Origin of the sequence: Pseudodesulfovibrio sp. lm2024, assembly GCF_051175575.1 — a bacterium.
Lineage (GTDB): Bacteria > Desulfobacterota > Desulfovibrionia > Desulfovibrionales > Desulfovibrionaceae > Pseudodesulfovibrio > Pseudodesulfovibrio caledoniensis.
Genome location: NZ_CP195092.1, coordinates 1,002,388 through 1,026,968 on the forward strand (window position 1 = coordinate 1,002,388; position 24,581 = coordinate 1,026,968).

The window sequence follows — 24,581 nt, forward strand, 5'->3', positions numbered from 1 at the left end:
AGCGATGTGCGGGAACAAGCTGGAGCGTTCATTGTGTGCCGATGAGGGGCGGATTCCCCTCCCGGCCCGGGCCGAACCGCCGGGTGATGAAGCGGGCGGGGAGGGTGGCTGTGGCGCGCCCGCCGGCACGGACGACCGGTACCGCCGGTTGGTCGAGGAACTGCCCGTCCTGATTCTGGAGATGCTGCCCGACGGCGCGATCTCCTACGTCAATGCGGCCGCCTCGGATTTCTTCGGCTTTTCGGCCGTGTGCCGCAACGGCGGCCAGCCCGAACCGAGCTTCTGCGCCCGCCATCTGGAGGCTATCTGCGGCCTCTTGCCCACCCTCACCCGCGACGCGCCCCTGGCCGCGCTGACCTCGCGGGTCGAGTTCGGCGGCAACACCCACTGGATCGAGTGGAGCCTCAGGGGCAAGTTCGACGGCAACGACACCGTCCAGCGCTTCCTTGTCGTCGGTTTCGACATCACCGACAAGAAGTGCCGCGAGGAACGCCTGCTGGAGAGTCGGGAGGTGGCCCTTGCCGCCGACAAGGCCAAGTCCGAGTTCATGACCAACATGAGCCACGAGATCCGCACGCCGTTGAACGGCATTCTGGGCTCGATGCAGCTGCTCCAGGATTCGGGCCTGAATCCGGAACAACGGGAGTTGGCCGACACCGCCGCGCAGTCGTGCGACCGGCTCGCCAACCTGCTCACCGACATCCTGGATCTTTCCCGGGCCGAGGCCAGCAAGATGCCGCTGGCGCCGACGCCCTTTTCCCTCAAGGGGCTGGTGGCGGACGTCCGGTCCCTCTTTGACCTGACCGCGCGGCAGAACGGCATGCGCCTGTCCACCTGGGTGGACGAGGCCATCCCGGACATCCTGCTGGGCGACCGGCTGCGCATCCAGCAGGTGCTGAACAACCTGGTGGGCAACGCCCTGAAATTCACCCGCTCGGGAGAGGTGCGCATCGAGGCCTTCAGGCAACTGCCCGAAGACCACGAGCGGTTCCGGGTCCTGTTCATGATTTCCGACACCGGGATTGGCGTGCCCGACCGGATGATCCCGTCGCTCTTCGCCTCCTTCACCCAGGGCTCCACCGGGTATTCCCGGCTGTTCGAGGGCGCCGGGCTGGGACTGGCCATCTGCCGTCGGCTGGTGGAGCTCATGGGCGGCAACATCGCCATGGAATCCGAAGAGGACGCGGGCACGACCGTGGCCGTCAGCCTGCCGCTGACCCCGTTGAAGAAGGGCGCGCCCGGCAAGGGCGGCGAAAGCGGGAAGACCCGCGCCCTGGATGCCGGTTTGCGCGTGCTGGTGGCCGAGGACGATTACGTGGACAGCTATTCGGTGCGCGTCATGCTGGAGAGCGCCGGGTTCACCGTGCACACGGCCGAAAATGGCACGGAGGCCCTGCGCATGCTTTCGGAGCGGGACTTCGACGTGGTCCTGATGGACGTGCAGATGCCCGGCATGGGCGGCATCGAGGCCACGGCGGCCATCCGCAGGGGAGAGGCCGGACAGGGCAACGCGGCCATCCCGGTGGTGGCCATGACCGCCTACGCCCCGCCGGGCGATCACGAGCGGTTGTTCCAGTCCGGCATAAACGGTTTTGTGTCCAAGCCCGTGGGCAAGAGCGCGCTGTTGGCGGCCATGCGGGAGGCCTTCGACGGGGACGGCGGCGATGGCCTTGAGGCGGACGGACGGCCCGTGGCGGCGTCGGGCGACCGCCCGCCGGGAGAGGCCGCGTGGCGGCCCGAGCCGCAGGCCGGGGTGGAGCTGGACACGCGGTTCGCCCCTGCCTACAGAAGCCCGCGCGACGAGGTCGAATGCGATTTCCTCGAGATTTCCCAGAACTCCTGCTCGGTGTACTTCAGCTTTTTCCCCCTGCCCCTGCTCGTTTTGAACAACCATCGCCAGCTCGTGTTCGCCAATCAGGCCAGCCTGGACATGCTCGGGCTGTCGAGCGTGGAGGACTTCCTGGGACACCGTCCGGGAGAGGCCATGCAGTGCGCCTATTCCGGGCTGGAGCCCGGAGGGTGCGGGACATCCCGGTTTTGCCGGGAGTGCGGCCTGACCAGGGCCGTGCTCGGATGCATGGAGAGCGACGGCCCGTCCACCCACGACACCCGGATCATCCGGTCCGCGGAGGGCGGGTGCCAGGCAATGGATCTCCGCGTCCACGCTGCGCCGTTTACCGTCGGCGAATCCCGGTTCGCCGTGGTCACCATCCAGGACATCAGCGACCTGAAGAAGCGCGAGTTGCTGGAATGGACGTTCTTCCACGACATCATCAACACCGCCGGAGGGGCGCGGAGCCTGGTGGAGCAGTTGCAGGGCGAAGGGGACGAGGAGTTGTGCGAGGTCAGCGGCCTGCTCTACATGGCCCTGAACGGGCTGGTCGATGAGATCATGAGCCATCGGGACCTGATGATGGCGGAGAGGGGGGACTACCCGTCCAACGAGTCGCGGGTCATGTCCGGGAAGCTCCTCGGCGACGTGGCCCGGGAGATGCGCACCCAACCCCTGGCCGAAGGGCGGAACATCCGGATTTCGCCGGCCTCGGAGGACCGCGCGGTCTGGGCGGACCGCTCCCTGCTGCGCCGGGTCCTGATCAACATGCTCAAGAACGGGCTGGAGGCCACGGACACGGGCGGCACGGTCAACGCGGGCTGCTTCGTCGTCAACGGCCGGGTGATCTTCGAGGTGCAGAACGACGCGGTCATGGAGGAGAGGACGCAGCTTCAGGTATTCAAACGGTTCTATTCCACCAAGGGCACGGGACGCGGGGTGGGCACCTATTCCATCAAGCTGCTGACGGAAAACTACCTGGGGGGCAAGGCCGAGTTCGTGTCCAACGAATCGGTCGGGACCGTGTTCAGGGTCTCCATTCCCGAGCTGGCCGATAGGGGCGTCCGTCTGGACAGGCGGGGCGCGTAACGCTACTCTCGAACCGGAAGATGCAATTGTCCTCCAGCGCGCAACCCCTCCCCGGAGAGAATATGGCCTGTGACATCGGCGTGATCGCGACCGACAACTACCTTATGGAGATGTTCCAGCAGATTCGGGACGAGTCCGTGCTCGATTTCGACCTGCGCACCGGGCTTTTCGACGACGCCATCATCGAGGCCCGCGACCTGGTCAGCCGGGGCGCCAAGGTCCTGGTCAGCCGGGGCGAGACCACCCTGCAGATCCGCTCGGCCATCACCGTGCCGGTGGTCGACATTCCGATCACCGTGCACGACGTCATCCCGCTCATCGACCAGGCCCGGGCCTACAGCGACCGCATCGCGGTCATCGGGTTCGGCGAGATCGTCAAGGCCGCCAGGGTGGCCGCGCCGATCCTGTCGGTGGAGCTGACCTTCTTCCAGCTGCACTCCACCCAGGAGATCCCCGAGGTCGTGGACGAGGTCTGCCGTCAGGGATTCACCACCGCCATGGGCAACCCGTACTCCGTGTCCCTGGCCGAGAAGCGCGGGCTCAAGGGGTTTCCCCTGCGCACCCAGCGCCCGGTGCTGCTGACCACCCTGGACGAGGCCGCCCGGCTGGTGGAGACCTCCCGCCGGGAAAACGAGTGGCAGCTGCGCCAGCAGGTGTTCATCGACTCCACCCGCGAGGGCGTGCTCGTGCTCGACGGGAAGGGGCAGCTGCTGCAGGCCAACCAGCTGGTCAACCTGGACCCGGCCGTGGAGGCCGAGCTGTTCCACTGCGCTGGAGATACCCGCCAGCTCAAGAACGGCGAGATGCTCGACGCGGTTCGCCAGGGCGAGCCCTGGAACGGCGTCATCCGCGCCCGCGAAGGCGGCGGGGACTACCTCTGCCGGATTCACCCGGTGGCCCGGGGAGGCATGAACTTCGGCGCGGTCATGCTGCTCGAGCCCGCCCATCAGCAGGATCACCACCAGCGGTTCCTCTCGGAACGGGGGCTGGTGGCCCAGCACCACTTCGAGGACATCGTCCACGACGGCCGGGCCATGCGCGACCTCATCGCCCGGGCGCGGCAGTACGCCATCGCCGACTCCACGGTCCTGATCATGGGCGAATGCGGCACCGGCAAGGAGCTCATCGCCCAGAGCCTGCACAACGGCAGCCGCCGCAGCAAGGGGCCGTTCGTGGCCGTGAACTGCTCGGCCCTGCCCGAAAACCTCATCGAGAGCGAGCTGTTCGGCTACGAGGAGGGGGCGTTCACCGGGGCTTCCAAGGGGGGCAAGAAGGGTCTCTTCGAAATGGCCAACCAGGGCACGGTATTTCTGGACGAGATCGGCGAGATGCCCCTGACCATGCAGGTCAAGCTGCTCCGGGTGCTCGAGGAGCGCCAGGTCATGCGGCTGGGCAGCGAGCGGCTGATCCCCCTGGACGTGCGGGTCATCTGCGCGACCAACCGCAACCTGGCCCGCATGGCCGCCACCGGACAGTTCCGCCGGGACCTCTATTTCCGCATCAACGTCCTGCGCCTGACCCTGCCGTCCCTGCGCGAGCGCGGCTCCTGCCTCGACGCGCTGATCCGCTACTACAGCCGGGAGATCGGCTACCGGTTGGGCGGGCCGCCGCCCGAGCTGACCGAGGCAGGCCTGGACGCCCTGCGCCGGTACTCCTATCCGGGCAACGTCCGGGAGATGAAATCCATCCTGGAGCGGATCATGGTCGAATGCTGGGGCAGGGAGGCGGACGAGGAGGACATCCTGAACAATCTCGAGACCAGCCAGCCGTCCTGCGGACCCGAGGAGGCCGGGCGGTCCGAGTCGCTCGAGGGGAGCCTGGCCGCCCCTTCCGCGCCGGGTTCGACCGGTTCGCGCGGCCGCGCGTCCCTGCGCGACGAGGAGATTCGCCTGATCCTCCGCACCCTGGAGGAGTGCGACGGCAACCGGGCCGAGACCGCGCGGCGGCTGGGCATCAGCTCCACCACCTTGTGGCGGCGGTTGCGGGCTTACAGCCAGTAACGACTCCGGGACGGATAAAAAACGAACGGGAAGCCCGCCAATGGTCGCGGGCTTCCCGTTTTTTGCGGGGTGATTCCGTTGTCCGGGATCAGGCGCGATCCGGCACCGGCGCGGCCATGGGTTCCCGGACCAGCAGGGCGCCGCAGACGCCCAGGCAGGCCACCACGGCATACAGGGCGCAGGACATGGCGTAGCCGTCCATGGTGAACCCGCCGTCCGGGGTCTTGCCGTAGGCCTCGAGAATCCAGCCGGTCAGGGGCTGGAAGACCGAGACGCCGAAGGAGGGCAGGGTATTGAGCAGCCCGCTGCCGGTCCCGGTGGCCTTGTCGCCGAAGATGTCGCGGATGGAGGCGAAGCCCACGGACAGGGAGCCCATGCCGAAGGCGGCCAGCAGGAAGAACCAGACGTACATGGCCCAGTCCGGGAGCTTGTCGCCGTGCATGCCGAGGACGACGAACAGGGCCACCGTGCCCACGGCGTTGAGCAGCATGACGGGTTTGCGCGCCCGGAACACGGAGTCGGACAGCCAGCCCGTGAGCGGGCCGCCGGCCAGCATGCCGATGCCCATCATGTTCAGCACGCCGCCCGCCTGCGCCTTGGTCATGTGGTGGGTGTCCATGAGGAACGGGCCGCCCCACAGGCCGCCGAAGCTCATGTGGATGGCGAACTGGCAGAAGAACCAGGTGGCGATGAACCAGAAGGAACGGCTGGAGCAGATCTCGCGCACGGATTGCCACAGCTCGGCCGGGGTCTGTCCGCCCGACTCCTTGCCGTGGGTCGGGAAGGGGGATTCGAAACCGGCCTGCTCCGGGGTGTCGCGCACGAAGAACCACAGGGCCACGGCCACGGCCACGCCGACCACGCCGCTCAGGATCAGCCCGTTGCGCCAGCCCAGGGCGGAGCAGAGCGAGGCCATGGGGCCGGACCCGAGGATCAGCCCCAGGCCGCCCATGCCCAGGTAGATGCCGCTCATGCGCGCGAACGCGTCGGGCGGGAACCAGCGGCTGAACAGCTTGATGCCGCAGATGAAGACCACGGACACGCCGAATCCCATGCACACGCGGGCTATCATCAGTCCGGCGACCGAGTCGGACACGCCGAAGATGATGGCCCCGATCCCGGCCAGCCCGAAGAACAGGGGCAGTGTCAGGCGCGGGCCCAGGGAGTCGGCCATGAGCCCGCTGGGCAGCTGCATGGCGCCGTAGGAAAAGAAGAAGGCCGAGGCCAGGATGCCCATGGTCGGCGCGTCCAGATGCATGTCGGCCATGATGTCGACGGCCATGATCGCCGGGCTGACCCGGTGGAACGGGACAAACAGATAGGCCAGGCAGAGAAGGGCGAAAATCAATAATGCTGTGTTGTTACGATTCATTCGTGGCATAGGGATATCCTTTTTCCCCGGCACGGGGCGTGCCGGGGATGGTGGAAGGAATGTATGGGCGGTGCGGGGTTACAGGGCGCTGACCAGCCTGCCCTCGGCATCGAAGGCGAGGGGCGCGGCGTCCCGCCAGATCTCGATCAGCCTGCCCTCGGCCGTGAGCTCGTCCAGCAGGGGCTTGGTCACCAGCATGGTGTCCAGGTCCGAAGTCGAGCCGATGACGCAGCCGCGCACCTGGTCGATCTCGGGCTGCCAGCAGACGCGCATGCCCGCCTGGATGCAGAGCTTTTCCGTGGGCAGGACCGGCGGCAGCTTGACCCGGGTCATGCAGGCCGAGGTCAGGGCGTTGAAGTACATGGACATCAGGTCCAGGTTTTGCGCGGTCTCAAGCGGGATGAAGTCCGCGTTGCCCACGCCGATGCCGTTGCCCGCCGAGGCCTTGGTCACGCGCAGGGCCACGATGGAGTTGATGTACGGCGGGCGCATGGGGTCGCCGCGAAACCCCTCGCGGCCGATGATCTTGATGTCCATGCCCGTGCCGGAGATATCCTTGCCCAGACGTTCGACCACCAGGTTGTCCAGCTGGGCGAAGGGGATGGCCGGGGCATGGGCCTTGTACAGGGTGAGCAGTTCCTTGTCCGCCTTGACGAAGTCCTCGGGCTGCACCGCGGTGACGGAGGCCAGCTGGTGGTGGCTGTTCTCCACCAGGGCCACGCCCAGGACAAAGGGAGCCCTGCTCAGGGATTTCTCGGCGATGCGGGGCATGAGGTCCACCAGGCCGCGGCGGCCGTAGACGTGCACGTTGCGTGCGCCCATGGCCTTGCCCAGGCCCACGGAGACCATCTTGCACAGCCCGCTCTCCACCTCGGCTTCGAAGTTGGTGTGGGCCTTGACCCGGGCGATGACCACGATGCCGTCCGCCTCGAAGGCGTTGCGGTCGATGTGGGCCTGAACGCGGGGCTCGACCTCGCCCAGGTTGACCGTCTCCATGCTCGAGACGATGGGCGCGCCCATGGCCTCCTCGGTGATGCCGAGCTTGTTCAGGACCTGGACCTGGCCCTCGGCCACGCCGCCGCCGTGGCTGCCCATGGAGGGGATGATGAACGGGCAGAGCCCCATGTCCTTGAGCCGGTCCAGGACGCGGCGGACCACGGTGGGCAGCTCGGCGATGCCCCGGCTGCCCACGGCCACGGCCACCCTGGCGCCCTGTTTCAGGGCGCTCAGGGGGGTGACGTCGCCGGGGTTGCGGTCCATGGCGCAGTCTATGGAGGTTTCAATGTCGGTCAGGGCCGGGAGTTCCGGCTGCTGTATGCGGACCCCGTAGTAGTTCGGCAGGGGCTGGTCGCCCAGGCCGGGGATGTCCAGTACGGGGAACTCTGGTGTCGGGTATTGCAGTGCCATGATGCCGGGTCGCTTTGTTGGTGTTGTGTTATTCCACGGTCACAGGCTCTTCCACGGGCACGCATTGGAGCCGCTTCTTGGCCTTGTATTTGGAGTAGAAGGAGTAGGCCACGGACAGGGCCGCCGCCGCGAAGAAGCACAGGGCGATGGGGCGGTGCAGGTAGCCGATCATGCTGCCGTTGCCCATCACGAGGCTGACGCGCAGGTGGTTTTCGGCCATGCCGCCCAGGATCAGCCCCAGCACCAGAGGCAGCAGCGGGAAGCCCTGCTTGGTGAAGATGTAGCCGAGCACGCCGGTGGCGAAGAAGACCCAGACGTCGGACATGCTGCTGTTCAGGGCGTAGCTGCCGATGACGCACAGGGCCAGGATGACCGGGTAGAGCACGAAGCGGGGGATGGTCAGGGCCCGGATGAGCACCCGGATGAAGTAGACCTGCAAGAGCATCATGAAGATGTTGCTGACGAAGTAGGCCCCCAGGATGATCAGCACGAGGTCGCTGTGGTCGCGCATGAGCAGCGGGCCGGGCTGGACGCCGTGGATCATGAACGCGCCGAGCATCATCATGGTCGTCGCGTCGCCGGGGATGCCCAGGGTCAGCAGCGGGATCATGGCCCCGCCGGTGGCCGCGTTGTTGGCCGACTCCGAGGCGATGATGCCGTCGGGGTTGCCGGTGCCGAAGCTGTCGGGATCGTCGGACGCGGCCTTGGCCTGGGAGTAGGCCACGATGTTGGACAGGCCGGGTCCGATGCCGGGCAGGATGCCGACGCCGATGCCGATCAGGGAGGAGCGGACCACGTTCTTGACCGAGTGACGGAACAGCCCGGCCACGCGGATGAATTCTCTGGCCGTGAAGTTGACGTTGATCAGCTTGAAGGGATTCTTGATCTCCTCGACGTCCTTGAGGATCTGGGAGATGGCGTACATGCCGATGAGGACCGGCATGACCGAGAAGCCCGACTGGAGATCGGTGATGCCGAACGTCAGCCTGGACACGCTGTCGGTTTCGCTCAGGCCCACCATGGCCATGATCATGCCCACCGTGGCGGAGATCAGCCCCTTGGTCAGGGACTTGTCCGAGATGGATATGATGCAGCTCAGGGTGAAGACCACCAGGGCGAAGTATTCATACGGCCCGAAGCGCAGGGCGAACTTGCCGAGCAGCGGGGCGATGATGGCCAGGGCGAAGAAGGAGAGCAGGCCGCCGAGGAACGAGGCGAAGACCGCGTAACCCAGCGCCTTGCCCGCCTCGCCCTTCTTGACCATTGGGTAGGCGTCGAAGGTGGTGGCCACGGACGAGGGCGTGCCCGGGATGTTGAGCAGGGCGGCGGAGACCAGGCCGCCGGAGATGGAGCCGATGTAGACGGCCACCAGCATGACCAGCCCCTGGTTGACGTCCATGCCGAAGGTGATGGGGACGAGCAGGGCGACGGCCATGGTGCTGGTCAGTCCGGGCATGGACCCGACGATCAGGCCGCCGAAGACGCCCAGGAACATAAGCAAAATATTGAACGGCGTGACTGCCGCGAGCATGTGCGTGTAGTCGAACATGATGAGCACCTTAGGGCAGGAAGAGCTTGAGAAGCGTGGCAAAGATGTACTGCAGCCCGAGGGTGACGGCCACGGAAGTAATTCCGTAGACCAGCAGCTTCTTGGGCTTCAGCGGGCCGAGCAGACACATGGCCAGGAACAGGAAGGGCATGGTCGCGAACACGTAGCCCAGGATGGGCAGCAACAGGAGATACAGCAGCACCAGTCCCGTCAGCAGCCAGCGCAGCAGGACGGTGTTGAGATCCACCGCGCGGGCGGATTTGCACCAGTTCTTCCTTCCGGTGAAATCCACGCTCTGGAACATCAGCAGAAGGGACAGGCCCCCCAGCGTGTAGACCAGGATCTTGGGGAAGAAGACCGGTCCCATCGCATAGACCATGGTCGTGTCGATGTTGCCGATTTGGATATACAGGGCGATGCTCAGGCCCAGCAGGGCCATGGCCATGATCAGATCGCCGGTTTTAACTCGCATAAGTCCACTCCTCTGACTGTCGGCAAGATGTTGGCCGGCCGCGCAGGCCGGCTGCGCTCCATGATCCTCCTGCGGAGGGCGGCCTGGAGCCGCCCTCCGACGAACGGAGGAGATGGAGAGCTACTTGATCAGACCGTTTTCCTTGGCCAGATCGGTGTACAGGTCGGACTCGCTCTGCCACAGGGCGCGGGTCTCTTCCGGGGTCTTGAAGAAGGGCACCAGGCACTGGCCCTTGAGGGCGGCCATGGTCTCCGGCTTTTCCAGAGCCTTCTTGAAGGCCTCGCTCAGGATTTCGATGTTCTCCTTGGGCGTGCCCTTGGGCGCGAAGATGGAGTACAGGAAGTCGTAGGAGGCATCGATGCCCGTTTCCTTCAGGGTCGGGATGTCCGGGGCGAAGGGCGAGCGCTCGGTGTTGACCATGGCCAGGACGCGCAGGTCGCCGGACTTGAGGTACGGCTGGACCGAGGCGAAGCCCACGGTGGTGATGTCGCTGTTGTTGCCCAGCAGGGAGACGATGCGGCCCTTGTCGCCGTTGGCCGGGATGAACATGGCCTTGAGGCCGCCGGTGGCGTGGCTGATGTTCAGGAAGGTGAAGTGGGACACGGCGTTCAGCGCCAGGGCCCAGCGGTACTTGCCGGGGTTGGCCTTGATGGCCTCGATGGCTTCCTGGGCGGTCTTGAACGGGCTGTCGCCGCGCACGATCAGGGCGGTGCTGCCCTTGGCCGCGATGCCCACGGGCTCGAAGTCGGTCCAGCGGAACTTGGCCTTGGTGACCATGGGGGCCACGGTCAGGTTGCCCGGATGCTCCCAGAGCACGGTGTAGCCGTCGGGACGGGACTTGGACACCTGCAGGGCGCCGTTGAGTCCGGCCGCGCCGTCGATGTTGGACACGATCAGGGGCTCGGGCAGCAGGTCCTTCATCTGGTCGGTGATGATCCTGGCGGAGATGTCGCTGCCTCCGCCCGGCTTCCAGGGCACGACGACCTGGACCGCTTTCTCAGGGTATTCCGCATAGGCCGGGGCGACCGCCGCCACCAGCAGCGCCATGACGCACATCATTACTAACTTACGCATTACAAACCTCCTAAGTTGTTGAGCGTGTGTTGCATCCCTAGAGGCCGGGGCCCCGGAGATAAACCTCAATGTTGTCTCGAATATCGAGCGTTTCACCCTTAGTCAGACGACCCGATGCAAAGGCCAGGACCTCGTTCACAAGGCGCTCGCCCGCATCCGCGATCGGTTCTTTTTCGGAAATCACGGTCCCGGAGTTGAAGTCCATTTCACGCCAGGCCTTTTCCCAGGTGCGGGGGTTGCCGGTCATGTACAGGGTCGGCGTGATCAGGCCGGTGTTGACCGTGGGCATCATGGCGTCGTCCGGGAACCAGCCGCCGCCCACCTGGAAGATGTTCAGCACCGAGCCCGCCGCGGCGAAGCCGAGGAAGAGGGCGGTGGAGGACATCCACGAGTCCATGTAGTACAGGCCGCGCCCCTCGGGGACCTCGCCGTACTTGACGCAACCCTGGATGGGCCGGGTGCCGGACTTGACGATGGCGCCCAGGGATTTCTCCTCCAGGGTGGTCAGACCCGCCTGAATGTTGGCCGGGATGGGGTTGATGGTCCGGATATCCTCGCCCGTGGACCGGGCCTCCTCCTCGACGCGCTCCACGGCCTGGAGGAACTTGATCCGTTCCTTCTCGTCCGGGAACCGCTTGGCCACGATGTGCTCGGCGCCGATGACCTCGGTGGTCTCGGCGAACATGCACCGGCCGCCGTCATCCACCAGGGCGTCGAACAGGTGGCCGACGACCGGGTTGCCGGACATGCCCGAGGTGGCGTCGGAGTAGCCGCACTTGACGGCCATGTTCAGCTGGCCGAAGTTCACTTCGCTGCGCGGGGTCTCGCTGGCCTTCTGCACCAGCCCGCGCGCCTTGCGCACGGCCAGGCCCAGGGCCTCCTGGAAGCCGCCGCAGTCCTTCATGAACACGGTGTCCATGGGCTTGCCGCACTTGGCGATCTCGCCCACGAAGTTGTCGTGGGAGAATTCGGGATACCCGGCGTCCGGCTTGTTGCCGACGATGAGCACCGCGCCCACGTTGGCGTTCTTTGCCAGACCGATCATGGTCCGGGCGATGGTCTTACGGTCGTCGCCGTCGCGGCCGTTTTCGTTGGGCTGGATGAACAGCTGGGTGCCGCTGACGAGCTTGGACACCATGGCGGCCAGGGTGGCGGCGCCGCGGCCGTTGGCCATGATCAGCGTGTGGTTGCGGATGCCGGTTGAACCGTCCGGCCTGACATAACCGAGAAACTTCATGCCTGCCCTCCCGGAATATCGCCGCGTCCCCGCTTTCCTTCGACGTTGTGGATGTGCACGCACTCGCCGGCCTTGATGTCCACGGCGGCGCGTCCGATCACCTCTTTGTACTTGATGATATCGCCGCCCGCGGGGATGTCGTGCACGGCGGCCTTGAAACCGAATGGGATCTCATCCTGGGCGGTGACCACGTGTTGTTCGCCGTCCACGGTGTAGGAGACCTCGTCGCCGCCAACGATGTCCTCGATGGCGTTTCCGACGTTGTCTGTTGAACTCATGACAATAAGAGCTTTCATTAGCATCCTCCGAGATGTCAGTATTGACTTCCCTAATAGCAAGAGCCTTGCCAAGTAGATACTAATGGAAATAACACATTGATTTCGATGAGTATTAGTCGATAGAGCGAGATGGAAAGCGGCCCGGGCGGAGGCGATGGAGGGTTGCAACCATTTCAATTTGAAATGCAAAATGAAATGGTTGTGCTTGCAAAGTGAAAAGGGGGTGAAATCGCCCCCCTGCCGCGCCAGGGCGGCAGGGGGCGGATCGTGAGCGGCCCGGAGGGCCATTTAGGCGTTCAGGCCGTGGAGAACGGACCGGGGCACGTTGCGGACGTCGGCAACGCCAGTCATGATCATGGCCTGGCGCAGCTGGTCGCTCAGTTGCGCGAAGTAGCGGGCGATCCCGTCCTTGCCGCCGCCCACGGCGGCCACGACCACGGGGCGGCCGATGAGCACGCAGTCCGCGCCCAGGGCGAGCATCTTGAGCACGTCGCCGCCGTCGCGCACTCCGCCGTCCGCCAGGACCGGGACGCGCCCGGCCACGGCCTCGGCGATCTCGGGCAGCACGGCGGCGGTGCCCGGCGTGTGGTCCAGGGCGCGGCCGCCGTGGTTGGACACGACCACCGCGTCGGCCCCGGCCTCCACGGCCAGGGTGGCGTCCAGGGGCGACATCAGCCCCTTGAGAATGAACTTGATGCCCCAGGCGTGGACCTTGGCGAAGATGTCGGCGAGTTGCTCTGGGGTGCGCGGGGCCACGGAGTGGCCCCGGCGGAGCAGGGTCACCAGCCCGGCCGCGTCCAGGTCCATGCCGAGGACCCGGCACCCGGTGTCCCGGGCCTTTTCGAGCTTCTCGTCCAGCTCGGCCCCTTCCCAGGGTTTGATGAACGGGATGCCGCGCCCGGCAAACCGGGTCAGGGCGGCTAGTCCGGACTCGTGGATGACCGGCGGAACGCCGTCGCCCGTGCAGGCCAGCGTGCCCGCGTCGAGGGAGCCTTCCACCACGGTCAGGTTGTAGTCCTCCTCGCTGACCCCGAAATCCATGTTCACGGCCATCCCGCCGATGGGCGCGGCCAGGACCGGCAGGTCCAGGGGCAGCCCTAGTAGGGTGAGGGCCGTCTTCGGCTCGGTGATCCCGTGGACGAGGTGCATGTTCAGGTGCAAGTCGGCCAGGGCGGCGACGTTGTTCCTGAAGGATGCCCCGGTGCCGAGCCCGCCCATGCCGGGAATCTCTCCGGCACAGGCGCGCCCGTCGCAGATTTTGCAGACACGGCAGAATTTTTTCATTTTTTGGCGGGCGTTGTCGCGGATATCTTTCATTGGTGCTCCTGTGGGGATGTGCCTGTTCCGGGCTGCGTCGTCTGGCTGAAATACGTCTTAAGAGGCGGTAAATCGGCGTGATGGCGGGGGCTCGACAATGGGGCGGGTAGAATCGTTAATGTGCGCAGAAGCGTAGGATACTATTCGGAGCCGGGTCAATAACCCGGAGGGGGAATCCATCGGCGAAAGAGGCGTTATGGGCGCAACGCGATCGCCCCGGGCCGCGAAGCGGGAGGCGACAATGGAGCCGCCGTTCCCCGGCTGGGCCCGCCCGTCGGCCGGTCGGAGTCAGTCGTGCTTGCCGAAGGAGCAGAGCGGGTAGCGGCAGGTTTCGCATCCGGCGCAGAAGCCGCCATGCCCCATGGAGATGATGTCGGAGCGGGTGAGCCGTTCGCCGGCCAGCAGCCGGGGAACCACCAGGTCGAAGATCGAGGCGCGACAGTGCGCGCCGCTGCCGGGCAGGCCGAGGATGGGGATATTGCCGAGATAGGCCAGCAGGAACATGGCCTCGGGGAAGGTGGGCGAACCGTAGGTGATCATGTCGGCTCCGGTGGCCCGGATGGCGGCCGGGGTCTGGTCCTCGGGAGCCACGGACATGCCGCCCGTGACCATGACCATGTCCGCGCCGTCCATGACCAGCTTCAGGATCGCGTCGCGGGTGGCCTGGACGTCTTCGCCGACCAGTTTCGGTTCAAGGGGCTTGGAGCCCAGGAGGGCGAGCTTTTTCGCCAGCGCCGGGCCGAATGCGTCCTTGGCGCGGTCGCCGGAGTTGCCGCCGGTGGTCACGATGCCCACGGAAAGGGGCTGCAGGGGGCGGACCTGGATGACCGGATAGTTGGCCTCGCAGATGGATTCCACGAGTTCGATCCTGGCCTCGTCCACGACGAGCGGCACCACGCGGGTTCCGGCCACGTCGCGCTGAGCGGTGAAGGCCGTGCCGCTGTGCATGGTCGCCAGCACGACCTCTTCGATGGCGTTGATCTCGTAGAGCGCCTCGACGTTGACGTCGAGCAGGCCCGGGGCGGCCTTCAGGTTCACCCTCCCCTCGGACACGGCGCTCAGGGTCAGCCCGGGGCCGGCGGCGGCCCTGGCGATGCGCACGGCGGCTTCGTCCTCGTGAATCTTGCCCGGGGGTATGTCCAGGACGTGGATGTGTTCCTTGCCGATCCGCAGCAGCTCGGGGATGTCGTTTTCGGTGACCACGTGGCCCTTGCGGAAGGCCGGTCCCTTGTAGTCGTCGGGGACAATGCACGTCATGTCGTGACAGAGCACCATGCCCACGGCGTTCTCAACCGGAATCATTTTCATGTCCGAGACTCCTTCTACGGTATCAAGGGCATTGACCATGCCTCAAAAATGTAATATAAAAATAAATTTTATTTTTTTGCATTTTTCACGACAAGAAATAGTCTTTCGTAACTTCTTGGTATAAATGCCTTTTTATTTTCCTTCGCTGAAAAACAACGTATTTTGGGGGTTTGACGCGATTTGGGACCTGCGTTACGCCGGACTTGAGGGCACCGGTTTACCGGTGTCGGTGGGCCAACGACAGGCGGCGTGTTTTTTAGGTAAAGGAAGCCGCCTGCCGCCGGACCCACTCAACAGTCAATGCGCCGAGCCGCAGGCTTCGTGTCGGAGCGCCGCCTGGGCCGGAAGCGTGAAAACAATCGGAGTGATTATGAAGATAGCCATCGAAATCAACGTGTTCGGCGAGAACATCTCAAAGGTTGTGGAGTACCCGGGCACTCCTTCGAGCCAGGGCGAAGTCATCCAGTGGCTGATGAGCCAGACCGACTACAAGTGGGCCGACTACGAGCACGCCCCGCAGGCGGACCGGCTCATGTACAACTACCGGGACGGCGCCATCAACTAGACCCTTCATCGTCTCTCCCCGCCCGCCCGAGCCTGCCTGCTGATCTCCAGTCCTCCTTCTCCAACGCTCAGGCGATACTGGCTCACCGACGTGCGCAGGCGGTTCACGGATTCCTCGACCTGGACCTGGACTGCCTGGGCATTGCCGGACAGGGCGGGGAGACCCGAGAAGGGGATGCAGATCCGATCGCTGTAGTGCATGACCCCGTGCAGCCAGCGGTCCATGGAGACCTTGGGAAGCTGGAAACGCTCCCGGACGAACCCCTGCAGGTTGTCCAGGCGTTGCAGCGAGATGAGTATCTCCGGGTTCAATTCAATCAGACAAAATCCGGCCTTGTCGTCGAACAGGGCCTTCTGAATGGGCTGCAGATAGCAGGTGAACCGCCCGTCGCGGATCTTGATGCGGCCCGATTCCAGCCTGCGCAGCGATTCGGCCACACGGCGTCTGTCCGCGGCCCCCGCCCTTTTGAGCACTTCCCTTGCCAGACCCCTGAGGTCCATTTTTCGGGTGCAGGGAGACGAGGACTTCTGCCGTGGGAACCTGGCCGCGCAGGCCAGAAATACGTCCTGGTCGAACTGATCGAGACGCACGCCGGTGTAGTGGAGGGTGCGGTGGGCGCAGGTCGACTGGATGGGATAGTCGCGCACGCGGACCCTGCGCCGCACGTACTGTCCCTGAAAGAGTTCCGAAGCGAAAAAAAGTTCCGGCGGCAGGCTTAAAAACGCGCATTCCTTCTGCGTCAGGGGTTCGGCTCCGCAGCTGCCGGAGCCCGGCGCCCAGCCCTGTCCCATCCATCCTTCCACCGGCATGTCGTCGTCGTACATCCTTGCTTCTCCTCTGTCGTTTGTCAGGGGGGCCCCGGAGGGCCGCCCCGCCCGGGGTGTGGTCCGGGACCGCTTGCGCAGCCCCGGACCACGGAGGCTAAGGTGATGAGGTGTCTACATTTCGTTGGGCAGCTGCTTGAGCTGCGCGTTGGTGAAGACCGGACCGTCCTTGCAGACGTACTTGGTGCCTATGTTGCACCGTCCGCAGATGCCCACTCCGCACTTCATTCTCTTCTCCAGGGTCGTGATGATCTGCTCGTCCTTGAAGCCCAGTGTGTGCAGGGCCTCGATGGTGAACTTGATCATGATCGGCGGTCCGCAGGTCACGGCAAAGGCGTTCTCGGCCGAGGGCGCCATCTCCTTGAGCACGTTGGGGATCAGCCCCACCTTGTGCTTCCAGTCCGGGGTGCCGTTGTCCACGGTCAGTTCGGTGGTCATGTCCTCGCGCGCGAGCCAGTCGGGCAGCTCGTAGCTGAAGGCCATGTCAAAGGGGCTGCGCGCACCGTAGAGAAGAGTGATCTTGCCGTAGTCGTCGCGGTTGTCGAGCATGTACATGAGCAGGGTCCGCAGGGGGGCCATGCCGATGCCGCCGCCGACAAAGACGATGTCCTTGCCCTTCATTTCCTTGTAGGGAAAGCAGTTGCCCAGGGGAGCGCGCACGCCGACCTGGTCGCCCGGGCGCAGCTTGTGCAGCCTCTCGGTCAGCTCGCCCACGCGCATGACGCTGAACTGCAGGTAGTCCATGCGGGTGGGGGACGAGTTGATGACAAAGGTGGATTCACCCACGCCGAAGACGGACAGTTGGCCCACCTGTCCCGGCTCAAACCGGAAGTTCCGCATGGCGTCGGGGTTGTTGAGGGTGATGCGGAACGTCTTGATGTTCGGCGTCTCCTCAATCACTTCCTGGATCGTGCCCATCTCGGGGAGGTACAGATTGGTCGCGTCGGTGCTAGTCATTGGCTTGCTCCTGTTTGGCCAAGGCGCGGTCCCGCGCTTGGGCGACGATGGCCCGGACGTCCATGGATACGGGGCAATGCACGATGCACCGCCCGCATCCCACACAGGCGAGGTTGCCGTCGTGCAGTTCGGGGTAGTAGCTGAACTTGTGGCCGATCCGGTTGCGCATGCGCTGGGCCTTCCCGTTGCGCGGGTTGTGGCCGCTGCCCTCCAGGGTGAACTGGAAGGACATGCAGTTATCCCAGGTTCGCACCCGGATACCGTCGTCGCCCTTGATCTCGTCGGTCATGTTGAAGCAGTAGCAGGTGGGGCAGAGGTAGCTGCACGCGCCGCAGCTGAGGCACTTGGCCGCCACATCGCCCCAGAACTCCTGGTCGTCGAAGAGCTGGAGCACCTGGCCTTCGGCGCCGCAGAGAGAACCTTCGTCGGGCATGGCCTTGGCCGCTTCCTCGCGGACCACGCGGGCCTCTTCCTTGCGGTCCTCGGCCTCCACCAGGGGCTGTTCGGCCAGAAACGCCTCGCCCCGCTCGGTCACGGGCTCGATGACGTAGCCGCCGTCAACGGGCGTGAACAGGATGTCCGAGCCGTCCGTGTCGCCGGGGCCGCCGCCCACGCGGTTGCAGAAGCAGGTGTCGGCCGGAGTGGTGCAGGCCAGCGAGGCCACGATGGTCTTGTCCCGGCGGGTACAGTAGTAGATGTCCCTCCGGGTGCCGCCGTCGTAGACGCGGTCGAACACGGTGAACCCCTTGGCGTCGCAGGGCCGGACGCCGAACAGGAAGGCGTCCTGGTCGGGCAGAGTCTCGCGGACCTCGAGCTCGGTCTTGGACGGCACGCCCTCGCTCTTGGAGTAGTGGAACTCGAACAGGGTCTCGCAACGCGGCAGCAGGGCCGCCTTGGCGGATGCGTCGGCCAGCCCCTCCAGATCCAGCTGGCTGTCCGCGTCAAGCGGCGCGAAGAGGGTCTGTCCCCCCTTTTGCACCGGGGCCAGGACCTGCCGGGTTTCGGTCAGGGACAGGAGCCAGGGCATGAGCTTGTCGTCGGCGATATATCGTGCGGTGGGCATTACCAATCCCTCTCCTTGATGTTTTTCTCCTCTTCACGGAACTCGAAGAGCGGCGGGGCCTGGTCCGGATCGCATCCGGCCCGGTAGTCGAACAGGTCCTGGATGCTGCGGTTGAGGGCCTGCTTCATGGTCATGATGGGCAGTCCCATGGGACAGGCCCGCTCGCATTCGCCGCATTCGGTGCAGCGCCCGGCCGTGTGCAGGGCGTGGATCGCCTGGAACATGAGCTTTTCCCGGGGGTGGTCGGTCTGGTCCACCCAGTGGGGATCCCGGCTCTGGGCCGCGCAGTGGTCCTGGCATACGCACAGGGGACAGGCGGACCGGCAGGCGTAGCAGCGGATGCAGCGGCTCATCTGGTCCTCCCAGAAGTGCAGGCGCTCCTCCATGTTCATGGACTCCAGCGCCTCCAGGGTGGTGGCCGGGACCTCGGTCACCTCGGGCGGATTGCCGTGCTCGCCGATGAAGTGGTCGCAGACCTCGGCGTCGGCCCCGGTGCAGGTGAAGCACTTCTTCTGCAGGGCCTCGGCCAGGGACATGGTCCTGGGCTCGCCGGACACGCTGAAGCGGGCGGTGGGGCCCTCGACGGACACGGACTCCAGGCCGCGCGCCGAGCCGAGCGCCTTGCGCACGGCCCTGGCGTCCACCGCGCCCGTGCAGTGCAGGCCGAAGATAGTCACGTCCTCGCGGTCGATGAGCTTTTCCTGAAGCAGCTCGACCAGGGACCGGGCGTCGCACCCCTTGACCACGATGCCGACCTTCTTGCCGCGAAGGCCGGGCAGGTAGCCCGCGAGGTTCTGGGAACAGCGGGGGTCCCATTCAATGCGCTCGACGTCCACCTCGTCGGTGATGAACAGCGGCGTGTGGCTCAGCGGGTCGGGGCCGGCCGCCCAGGCGATGACCATATCGAGGTCGGGCAGGGCCTTCTTTATCGCGGATTTCAAATCATCTATGGATGATGCCATTGCGGGACTCCTTTAAAGGACCTGGTTCCGGTCCATGTGGCGCAGGCACATGTCCAGGCTGGTGCCGGACTTGAAGCCGGGCATGGGGCCCAGCGCGTGCACCTGCTCGGTGAAGCTGGTGACAACCGACCGCCAACGCTGGCCCTCGGAGGCCGAGACCCAGGTGTATTCGAAGCGGCCGGGATCGACGCCGATGACGGGCAGCAGGGCCTTGAGGACCTCGAGCCGCCTGCGGGCGTAGAAGTTGCCCTCGGAGTAGTGGCAGTCACGCGGATGGCAGCCGGAGACGAGCACCCCGTCGGCGCCGTTCATGAACGCGCGGACAACGAACAGCGGGTTGATGCGGCCCGTGCAGGGCAGCCTGACGATGCGCAGGTCCGTGGGTTGGGCGAACCGGCCCACGCCCGCGGTGTCGGCGCCCGCATAGGAGCACCAGTTGCAAAGGAAGCCGATGATCCGCAGTTCCTTTCCTTCGTTTACAGACATAAGGTGTTCACCTCGGCGAGTATCTGGTTGTCGGTGAAGTGCCGCAGTTGGATGGCCCCCTGCGGGCAGGCGGCCGTGCACACGCCGCAGCCCTGGCACACGGTCTCGACGACGGATGCCTTGGGCATGCCGCGGAAATCGATCATCTCGATGGCCCCGAAGGGGCAGACCGATTCGCACTTGCCGCAGCCGATGCAGCGCACCAGCTTGACGTTGGAGACCTGGGGATCGCTGGCCAGCTTGTCCTTGGAGAACAGGGCCAGGACCTTGGCCGCGGCCGCGTCGCCCTGGGCCACCGAGGACGGGATGTCCTTGGGGCCCTGGCAGGAGCCCGCCAGGTAGATGCCCGCGGTGTTGGTCTCGACGGGCTTGAGTTTGGGGTGGCCCTCCAGGAAGAATCCGTAGGGATCGTAGGAGATGCGCAGCTTCTCGGCCAGCTCGCCCGCGCCCTTGGCGGCCTCGGCCCCCACGGCGAGAACGATCAGGTCGGCCTCGATCTCCACCTGCTCCCCGAGCAGGGTGTCCGCGCCCTTGACCAGGTAGCGGCCGCCCTTGGGCTGGATGGCCGAGACCCTGCCCCGGATGTACCGGGCCCCGTACTCCTCCATGGCCCGCCGGGTGAACTCGTCGTAGTTCTTACCGGGCGAGCGGATGTCCATGTAGAAGACGTAGGACTGGGAGTCGGGCATGTGGTCCTTGGTCAGGATGGTCTGCTTGGCCGTGTACATGCAGCAGAAGCCGGAACAGTAGGGGCGGCCGACGGACTTGTCGCGCGAACCGACGCACTGGATGAAGACGATGTCCTTGGGCTCGGTCCCGTCCGAGGGCCGCTTTATGTGCCCCTCGGTGGGGCCGGAGGCGGAGAGCAGCCGTTCGTACTGCATGGACGTGATCACGTCCGGGTACCGGCCGCCGCCGTATTCGCCGTACTTGGTGAAGTCGAAGAGGTCGTAGCCCGTGGCCGCGATGATCGCGCCCACCTGCTCGGTGACCAGTTCGTCCTGCTGATCGAAGCGGATGGCTTCGGTGGGGCAGATCTTGGCGCAGGCGCCGCACTTGTCCTTGGTCAGCTTGATGCAGGCCTCGGGGTTGATGCTGGCCTTCTTGGGGATGGCCTGGGGGAACGGGATGTTGATGGCCGTGGTCGTGCCGATGAACTCGTTGAAGCGGTCCGGGGTCTTTTTGCTCGGACACTTGGTGGTGCATTCGCCGCACCCGGTGCAGGCGTCCCAATCTACGTAGGCGGCCTTGCGGCGCACGGTGACGTCGAAGTTGCCCACGAACCCCTTGACCGATTCCACCTCGGACAGGGTGTACAGGGTGATGTTCGGGTGCTGGGCCACGTCGACCATCTTGGGGCCGAGGATGCAGCTCGAACAGTCCACGGTGGGGAAGGTTTTGTCGAGTTTGGACATCTTGCCGCCGATGCTCGGCTCGCGCTCGACCATGATCACTTCGAGCCCGCCGTCGGCGCAGTCCAGGGCGGCCTGGATTCCGGCCACGCCGCCGCCGATGACCATGACCCGCTTGTTGATGTCGAACTCGCCGGCCTCGAGGTAGTCGTTGCGGCGCAGCTTCTCGACGGCCATGTGGACCAGTTCCTCGGCCTTGCGGGTGTTGGCCTCCTTGTCCTTGCCGACCCAGGAGACGTGCTCCCGGATGTTGGCCATCTCGAACATGTATTTGTTCAGGCCCGCCCTTTCCAGGGTGCGCCGGAAGGTCGCCTCGTGCATGCGCGGGGTGCAGGACGCCACGACCACGCCGTCCAGGTCGTATTCCTTGATGGCGTCCACGATGCCCGCCTGGCCCGGTTCGGAGCAGGCGTACATGGTGTCGGTGGCGAAGACCACTTCACGGTAGTGCAGGGCCGTCTTGGCGACGGCCTCGGTGTCGACGGTTCCGGCGATGTTGCTGCCGCAGTGGCAGACAAAGACTCCGATATTCATTAGGCCCCCTCTCCGGTGTGCCCGGCCAGGGAGGCGAGCAGGGTGCGCGGACTGACGCAGAGCTTGTCCAGCATGGTGCTCGTTTCATCCTGCCCGGCGGCAAGGCCGGCAAGTTGCGTATAATAGAAGACGGGCATGTTGTGCCCGCTATTGTTGGCTTTGTTGATCTGTGACTGGCGCATGTCCAGGTTCAGCTGGCACAGGGGACAGGCGGTGACGATGGCGTCCGCGCCGGCCTCCTCGGCAGCGTCCAGGATGCGCCCGGAAAGTCTGGCGATCACGTCCTTGCGGGTGGTGCCCAGGGACGCGCCGCAACAGTCGGTCTTCAGGGCGAAGGGCAGGACCTCGGCACCCAGTTCGGTCAGCAGGTTGTCCAGGGCCATGGGGTTTTCCGGGTCGTCGAACTGCATGATCTGCGGCGGGCGGAGCATGATGCAGCCGTAGTAGGGGACCACCTTGAGGCCCGACAGCGGTTTCTTGACCAGCTGGGCCAGGGCCTGGAGGCCGAGATCCTCGACCAGCATCTGGAGCACGGACCTGATCGGCAGGTCGGCCTTCAGGGTCCGTCCAACCACCAATTCCACCTTGCGGTGGAATTCGGGATCGGCCAGCCGGTGTTGGGTGGTCTTGAGATTTTTCAGGCAGCTGGGGCACGGCGTGAGGATACCGTCCAGTTCCCGCTCCTCGGCCATGTCGTCGGCGATGCCCAGATTCCGGCCCACCAGGCAGGCGGACAGCAGGTGGTCGACGGCGTGGGCCGGGGTGGAGCCGCAGCAGTTCCAGTCGGGAATCTCCACCAGTTCGATGCCCAGGCTCTTGCACAGGGCGCGGGTGGAGGTGTCGTACTCGAGCGAGGTGCCGAGCCCCGAGCATCCCGGATAATAGGCGTAACACAGACTCATTGTTTTTGCTCCCGATAGCGGTCGAAAATCCCACGGATCTCGGACAACTTCTTGATGTCGTGGGCTTTCAGACCCAGCTTGCCCTTGCGCAGGGCCATGGGGGCCAGGTCCACGTCGGTGAACACCCGGCCCGTCTTGCCAACGTAGTTGGCCATGAGGCCGAGTTCGAAGACGCGGCCGTGCTTCTCCACGGATTCCAGGAAGGCCTTCCAGAAGGCGCTGACAGCCTTTTCGCTGACGATGTTCTCCCGCCGGGCCATGTGGCGCAGGACGTCCATGATCCGCGCCACGTCGATGTCGTTGGGACAACGGGTGGTGCAGGTCTCGCAGGACGCGCACAGCCAAATGGCGTGGGAGGACAGGGCTTCCTGCTTTCTGCCTGCCTGGACCAGACGCATGATCTGGTTGACCGGATAGTCGTAAGCGAAGGAAACCGGGCATCCGGCAGTGCAGTTGCCGCATTGGTAGCATAGGGCGAGGTTCTGCTCGCTCTCCCTCTGCACCTCGGCGATGAACTCTGAATCAAAGGTCTTCGAGCTGGAAGGCATGCGTTTGTTATCTCCGTGTTGTTAGCAAACGGGCGGCGTGTGGGTGGCCGCCCGAATATAAGGTGATCTTCCGAACAGGGGCGGGGCCGGAGCCCCGCCCCCGTTGGAAGGGAGGACCTACATTGCTGCTTCGTAGATGGCCATGACGTCCATGTCCTTGGGGCAGCGGGGGTTGGTCAGGCCGCAGGCGTCCTTCTGGGCGTTCTCGGTCATAACCTTGATGTCCTTGATCTTGACATCCTTGCCGTAGCGCTTGCCCAGCTCGACCAGACCGGCGGGGATGCCGACGTCGGTGGAGAGCTGCTTGATGGCTTCGAGGCACAGTTCGGCGGCGTTGCGCTTGCTCATGCCTTCGATGTTCTGGTCCATCATCTCGGCCATTTCGGCGAACCGCTCGACGCGGGCGATGAGGTTGAACTTCTCGACGTGGGGCAGCAGGATGGCGTTGCATTCGCCGTGCGGCAGATCGTAGAAGCCGCCCAGCTGGTGGGCCATGGCGTGGACGTGGCCGAGGCTGGCGTTGTTGAAGGCCATGCCGGCCAGGTACTGGGCGTAGCACATGCCTTCGCGGGCTTCGATGTCGGAGCCGTTGGCAACGGCGCGGCGCAGGAACTTGAAGATCAGACGGATGGCCTTTTCGGCGCAGGCGTCGGTCATCGGGGTGGCGATGGTGGAAACATAGGCCTCAACGGCGTGGGTCAGGGCGTCCATGCCGGTGGCGGCGGTCAGCGCCGGGGGCATGCCCATCATCAGCAGCGGGTCGTCCAGGGCGATGCCCGGGGTGACGCGCCAGTCGACGATGGCCATCTTCACCTTGCGGGAGGTGTCGGTGATGATGCAGAAGCGGGTCATTTCGGACGCGGTGCCGGCGGTGGTGTTCACGGCGACGTAGGGGGGCATGGGGTTGGTGGACTTGTCCACGCCTTCGTAGTCGTGGATCTTGCCGCCGTTGGCCACGACCAGGCCGATGCCCTTGCCGCAGTCATGGGAGGAGCCGCCGCCCAGGGTGATCAGGGAGTCGCACTTGTTGTCCTTGTAGACCTTCACGCCGTCGTGGACGTTCTTGTCCGTGGGGTTGGGGATGGTCTCGTCGTACACCACGCAGCTCATCTTGTGGCTCTTGAGCAGGTCGACGATTTGCTGGGTGATGCCGCAGGCGGTGATGCCTTTGTCAGTCACGAGCAGGGGTTTTTTGCTGCCCAGGGCTTTGATCTTAGCCGGGATCTCCTTGTGGGCGCCGATGCCGATAAGGGTCACGCTGGGGATGAAAAAGCCATTAACTTGTTCGGTAACTGCCATAATGTTCCGTCCTTGTGGTTGAGGGTGACTGAACTCGGGACAAGTGCCTGCCACATCGTAGTGACATCAATCCCTGAGCAAGGACCGGGCCATTT

General features: G+C 65.1%; 21 protein-coding genes. 3 read left to right on the forward strand and 18 right to left on the reverse strand.

Annotated elements, in window-relative coordinates; translation table 11 throughout:
• Positions 1-4 precede the first annotated feature (4 nt).
• Positions 5-2,920, forward strand: coding sequence for an ATP-binding protein (locus tag ACR42D_RS04480; protein WP_484565667.1), 2,916 nt, complete (start codon positions 5-7; stop codon positions 2,918-2,920).
• 62 nt (positions 2,921-2,982) lie between these two features.
• A complete protein-coding gene (locus ACR42D_RS04485; RefSeq protein WP_484565668.1) occupies positions 2,983-4,920 on the forward strand; it encodes a sigma 54-interacting transcriptional regulator in 1,938 nt (645 codons plus the stop codon).
• An 88-nt stretch (positions 4,921-5,008) separates the two neighbouring features.
• Here ACR42D_RS04485 and ACR42D_RS04490 read toward each other — a convergent pair whose 3' ends face one another.
• From ACR42D_RS04490 to ACR42D_RS04530, 9 genes are all read right to left on the reverse strand, one after another.
• Positions 5,009-6,292, reverse strand: coding sequence for an MFS transporter (locus ACR42D_RS04490; RefSeq protein WP_484565669.1), 1,284 nt, complete (start codon positions 6,290-6,292; stop codon positions 5,009-5,011).
• Between the two features lie 78 nt (positions 6,293-6,370).
• Positions 6,371-7,699, reverse strand: a complete 1,329-nt coding sequence (locus ACR42D_RS04495) for a nickel pincer cofactor-dependent isomerase, group 22 (protein ID WP_484565670.1) — start codon at positions 7,697-7,699, stop codon at positions 6,371-6,373.
• Positions 7,700-7,727: 28 nt separating this feature from the next.
• Positions 7,728-9,248, reverse strand: a complete 1,521-nt coding sequence (locus tag ACR42D_RS04500; protein WP_484565671.1) for a tripartite tricarboxylate transporter permease — start codon at positions 9,246-9,248, stop codon at positions 7,728-7,730.
• Positions 9,249-9,258: 10 nt separating this feature from the next.
• The gene (locus ACR42D_RS04505; protein WP_484565672.1) at positions 9,259-9,720 is read right to left on the reverse strand and encodes a tripartite tricarboxylate transporter TctB family protein; all 462 of its coding nucleotides are present in this window, start codon (positions 9,718-9,720) and stop codon (positions 9,259-9,261) included.
• Positions 9,721-9,840: 120 nt separating this feature from the next.
• Positions 9,841-10,794: a tripartite tricarboxylate transporter substrate binding protein gene (locus tag ACR42D_RS04510; protein WP_484565673.1), complete on the reverse strand. Its 954-nt coding sequence runs from the start codon at positions 10,792-10,794 to the stop codon at positions 9,841-9,843.
• A gap of 37 nt (positions 10,795-10,831) precedes the next feature.
• A complete protein-coding gene (locus ACR42D_RS04515; protein ID WP_484565674.1) occupies positions 10,832-12,031 on the reverse strand; it encodes a UxaA family hydrolase in 1,200 nt (399 codons plus the stop codon).
• Positions 12,028-12,327, reverse strand: coding sequence for a UxaA family hydrolase (locus tag ACR42D_RS04520; RefSeq protein ID WP_484565675.1), 300 nt, complete (start codon positions 12,325-12,327; stop codon positions 12,028-12,030). The genes ACR42D_RS04515 and ACR42D_RS04520 overlap by 4 nt, the downstream gene beginning before the upstream one ends.
• Before the next feature lie 270 nt (positions 12,328-12,597).
• Positions 12,598-13,626: an alpha-hydroxy-acid oxidizing protein gene (locus ACR42D_RS04525; protein WP_484565676.1), complete on the reverse strand. Its 1,029-nt coding sequence runs from the start codon at positions 13,624-13,626 to the stop codon at positions 12,598-12,600.
• Positions 13,627-13,914: 288 nt separating this feature from the next.
• Positions 13,915-14,934 (reverse strand): molybdopterin-binding protein, encoded by a 1,020-nt coding sequence (locus ACR42D_RS04530; RefSeq protein WP_484565677.1) that lies wholly within the window; start codon positions 14,932-14,934, stop codon positions 13,915-13,917.
• 370 nt (positions 14,935-15,304) lie between these two features.
• Here ACR42D_RS04530 and ACR42D_RS04535 point away from each other — a divergent pair, with 370 nt between their 5' ends.
• Positions 15,305-15,499, forward strand: coding sequence for a hypothetical protein (locus ACR42D_RS04535; RefSeq protein WP_071546271.1), 195 nt, complete (start codon positions 15,305-15,307; stop codon positions 15,497-15,499).
• Between the two features lie 5 nt (positions 15,500-15,504).
• Here ACR42D_RS04535 and ACR42D_RS04540 read toward each other — a convergent pair whose 3' ends face one another.
• The 9 genes from ACR42D_RS04540 to ACR42D_RS04580 form a co-directional block, all read right to left on the reverse strand.
• Positions 15,505-16,323, reverse strand: a complete 819-nt coding sequence (locus ACR42D_RS04540; protein ID WP_484565678.1) for a hypothetical protein — start codon at positions 16,321-16,323, stop codon at positions 15,505-15,507.
• Between the two features lie 114 nt (positions 16,324-16,437).
• A complete protein-coding gene (locus ACR42D_RS04545; RefSeq protein WP_484565679.1) occupies positions 16,438-17,280 on the reverse strand; it encodes an FAD/NAD(P)-binding protein in 843 nt (280 codons plus the stop codon).
• Positions 17,273-18,343, reverse strand: coding sequence for a 4Fe-4S dicluster domain-containing protein (locus ACR42D_RS04550; RefSeq protein ID WP_484565680.1), 1,071 nt, complete (start codon positions 18,341-18,343; stop codon positions 17,273-17,275). The genes ACR42D_RS04545 and ACR42D_RS04550 overlap by 8 nt, the downstream gene beginning before the upstream one ends.
• Positions 18,343-19,305 (reverse strand): 4Fe-4S dicluster domain-containing protein, encoded by a 963-nt coding sequence (locus ACR42D_RS04555; RefSeq protein ID WP_484565681.1) that lies wholly within the window; start codon positions 19,303-19,305, stop codon positions 18,343-18,345. The genes ACR42D_RS04550 and ACR42D_RS04555 overlap by 1 nt, the downstream gene beginning before the upstream one ends.
• Before the next feature lie 12 nt (positions 19,306-19,317).
• The gene (locus ACR42D_RS04560) at positions 19,318-19,791 is read right to left on the reverse strand and encodes a hydrogenase iron-sulfur subunit (protein WP_484565682.1); all 474 of its coding nucleotides are present in this window, start codon (positions 19,789-19,791) and stop codon (positions 19,318-19,320) included.
• The gene (locus tag ACR42D_RS04565; protein ID WP_484565683.1) at positions 19,782-21,737 is read right to left on the reverse strand and encodes a 4Fe-4S binding protein; all 1,956 of its coding nucleotides are present in this window, start codon (positions 21,735-21,737) and stop codon (positions 19,782-19,784) included. The genes ACR42D_RS04560 and ACR42D_RS04565 overlap by 10 nt, the downstream gene beginning before the upstream one ends.
• Entirely contained in the window at positions 21,737-22,639 is a 903-nt protein-coding gene (locus tag ACR42D_RS04570) for a CoB--CoM heterodisulfide reductase iron-sulfur subunit B family protein (protein WP_484565684.1), read from the reverse strand. The genes ACR42D_RS04565 and ACR42D_RS04570 overlap by 1 nt, the downstream gene beginning before the upstream one ends.
• Positions 22,636-23,187 (reverse strand): 4Fe-4S dicluster domain-containing protein, encoded by a 552-nt coding sequence (locus ACR42D_RS04575; RefSeq protein ID WP_484565685.1) that lies wholly within the window; start codon positions 23,185-23,187, stop codon positions 22,636-22,638. The genes ACR42D_RS04570 and ACR42D_RS04575 overlap by 4 nt, the downstream gene beginning before the upstream one ends.
• Before the next feature lie 117 nt (positions 23,188-23,304).
• Positions 23,305-24,486, reverse strand: a complete 1,182-nt coding sequence (locus ACR42D_RS04580; protein WP_484565686.1) for an iron-containing alcohol dehydrogenase — start codon at positions 24,484-24,486, stop codon at positions 23,305-23,307.
• Positions 24,487-24,581 lie beyond the last annotated feature (95 nt).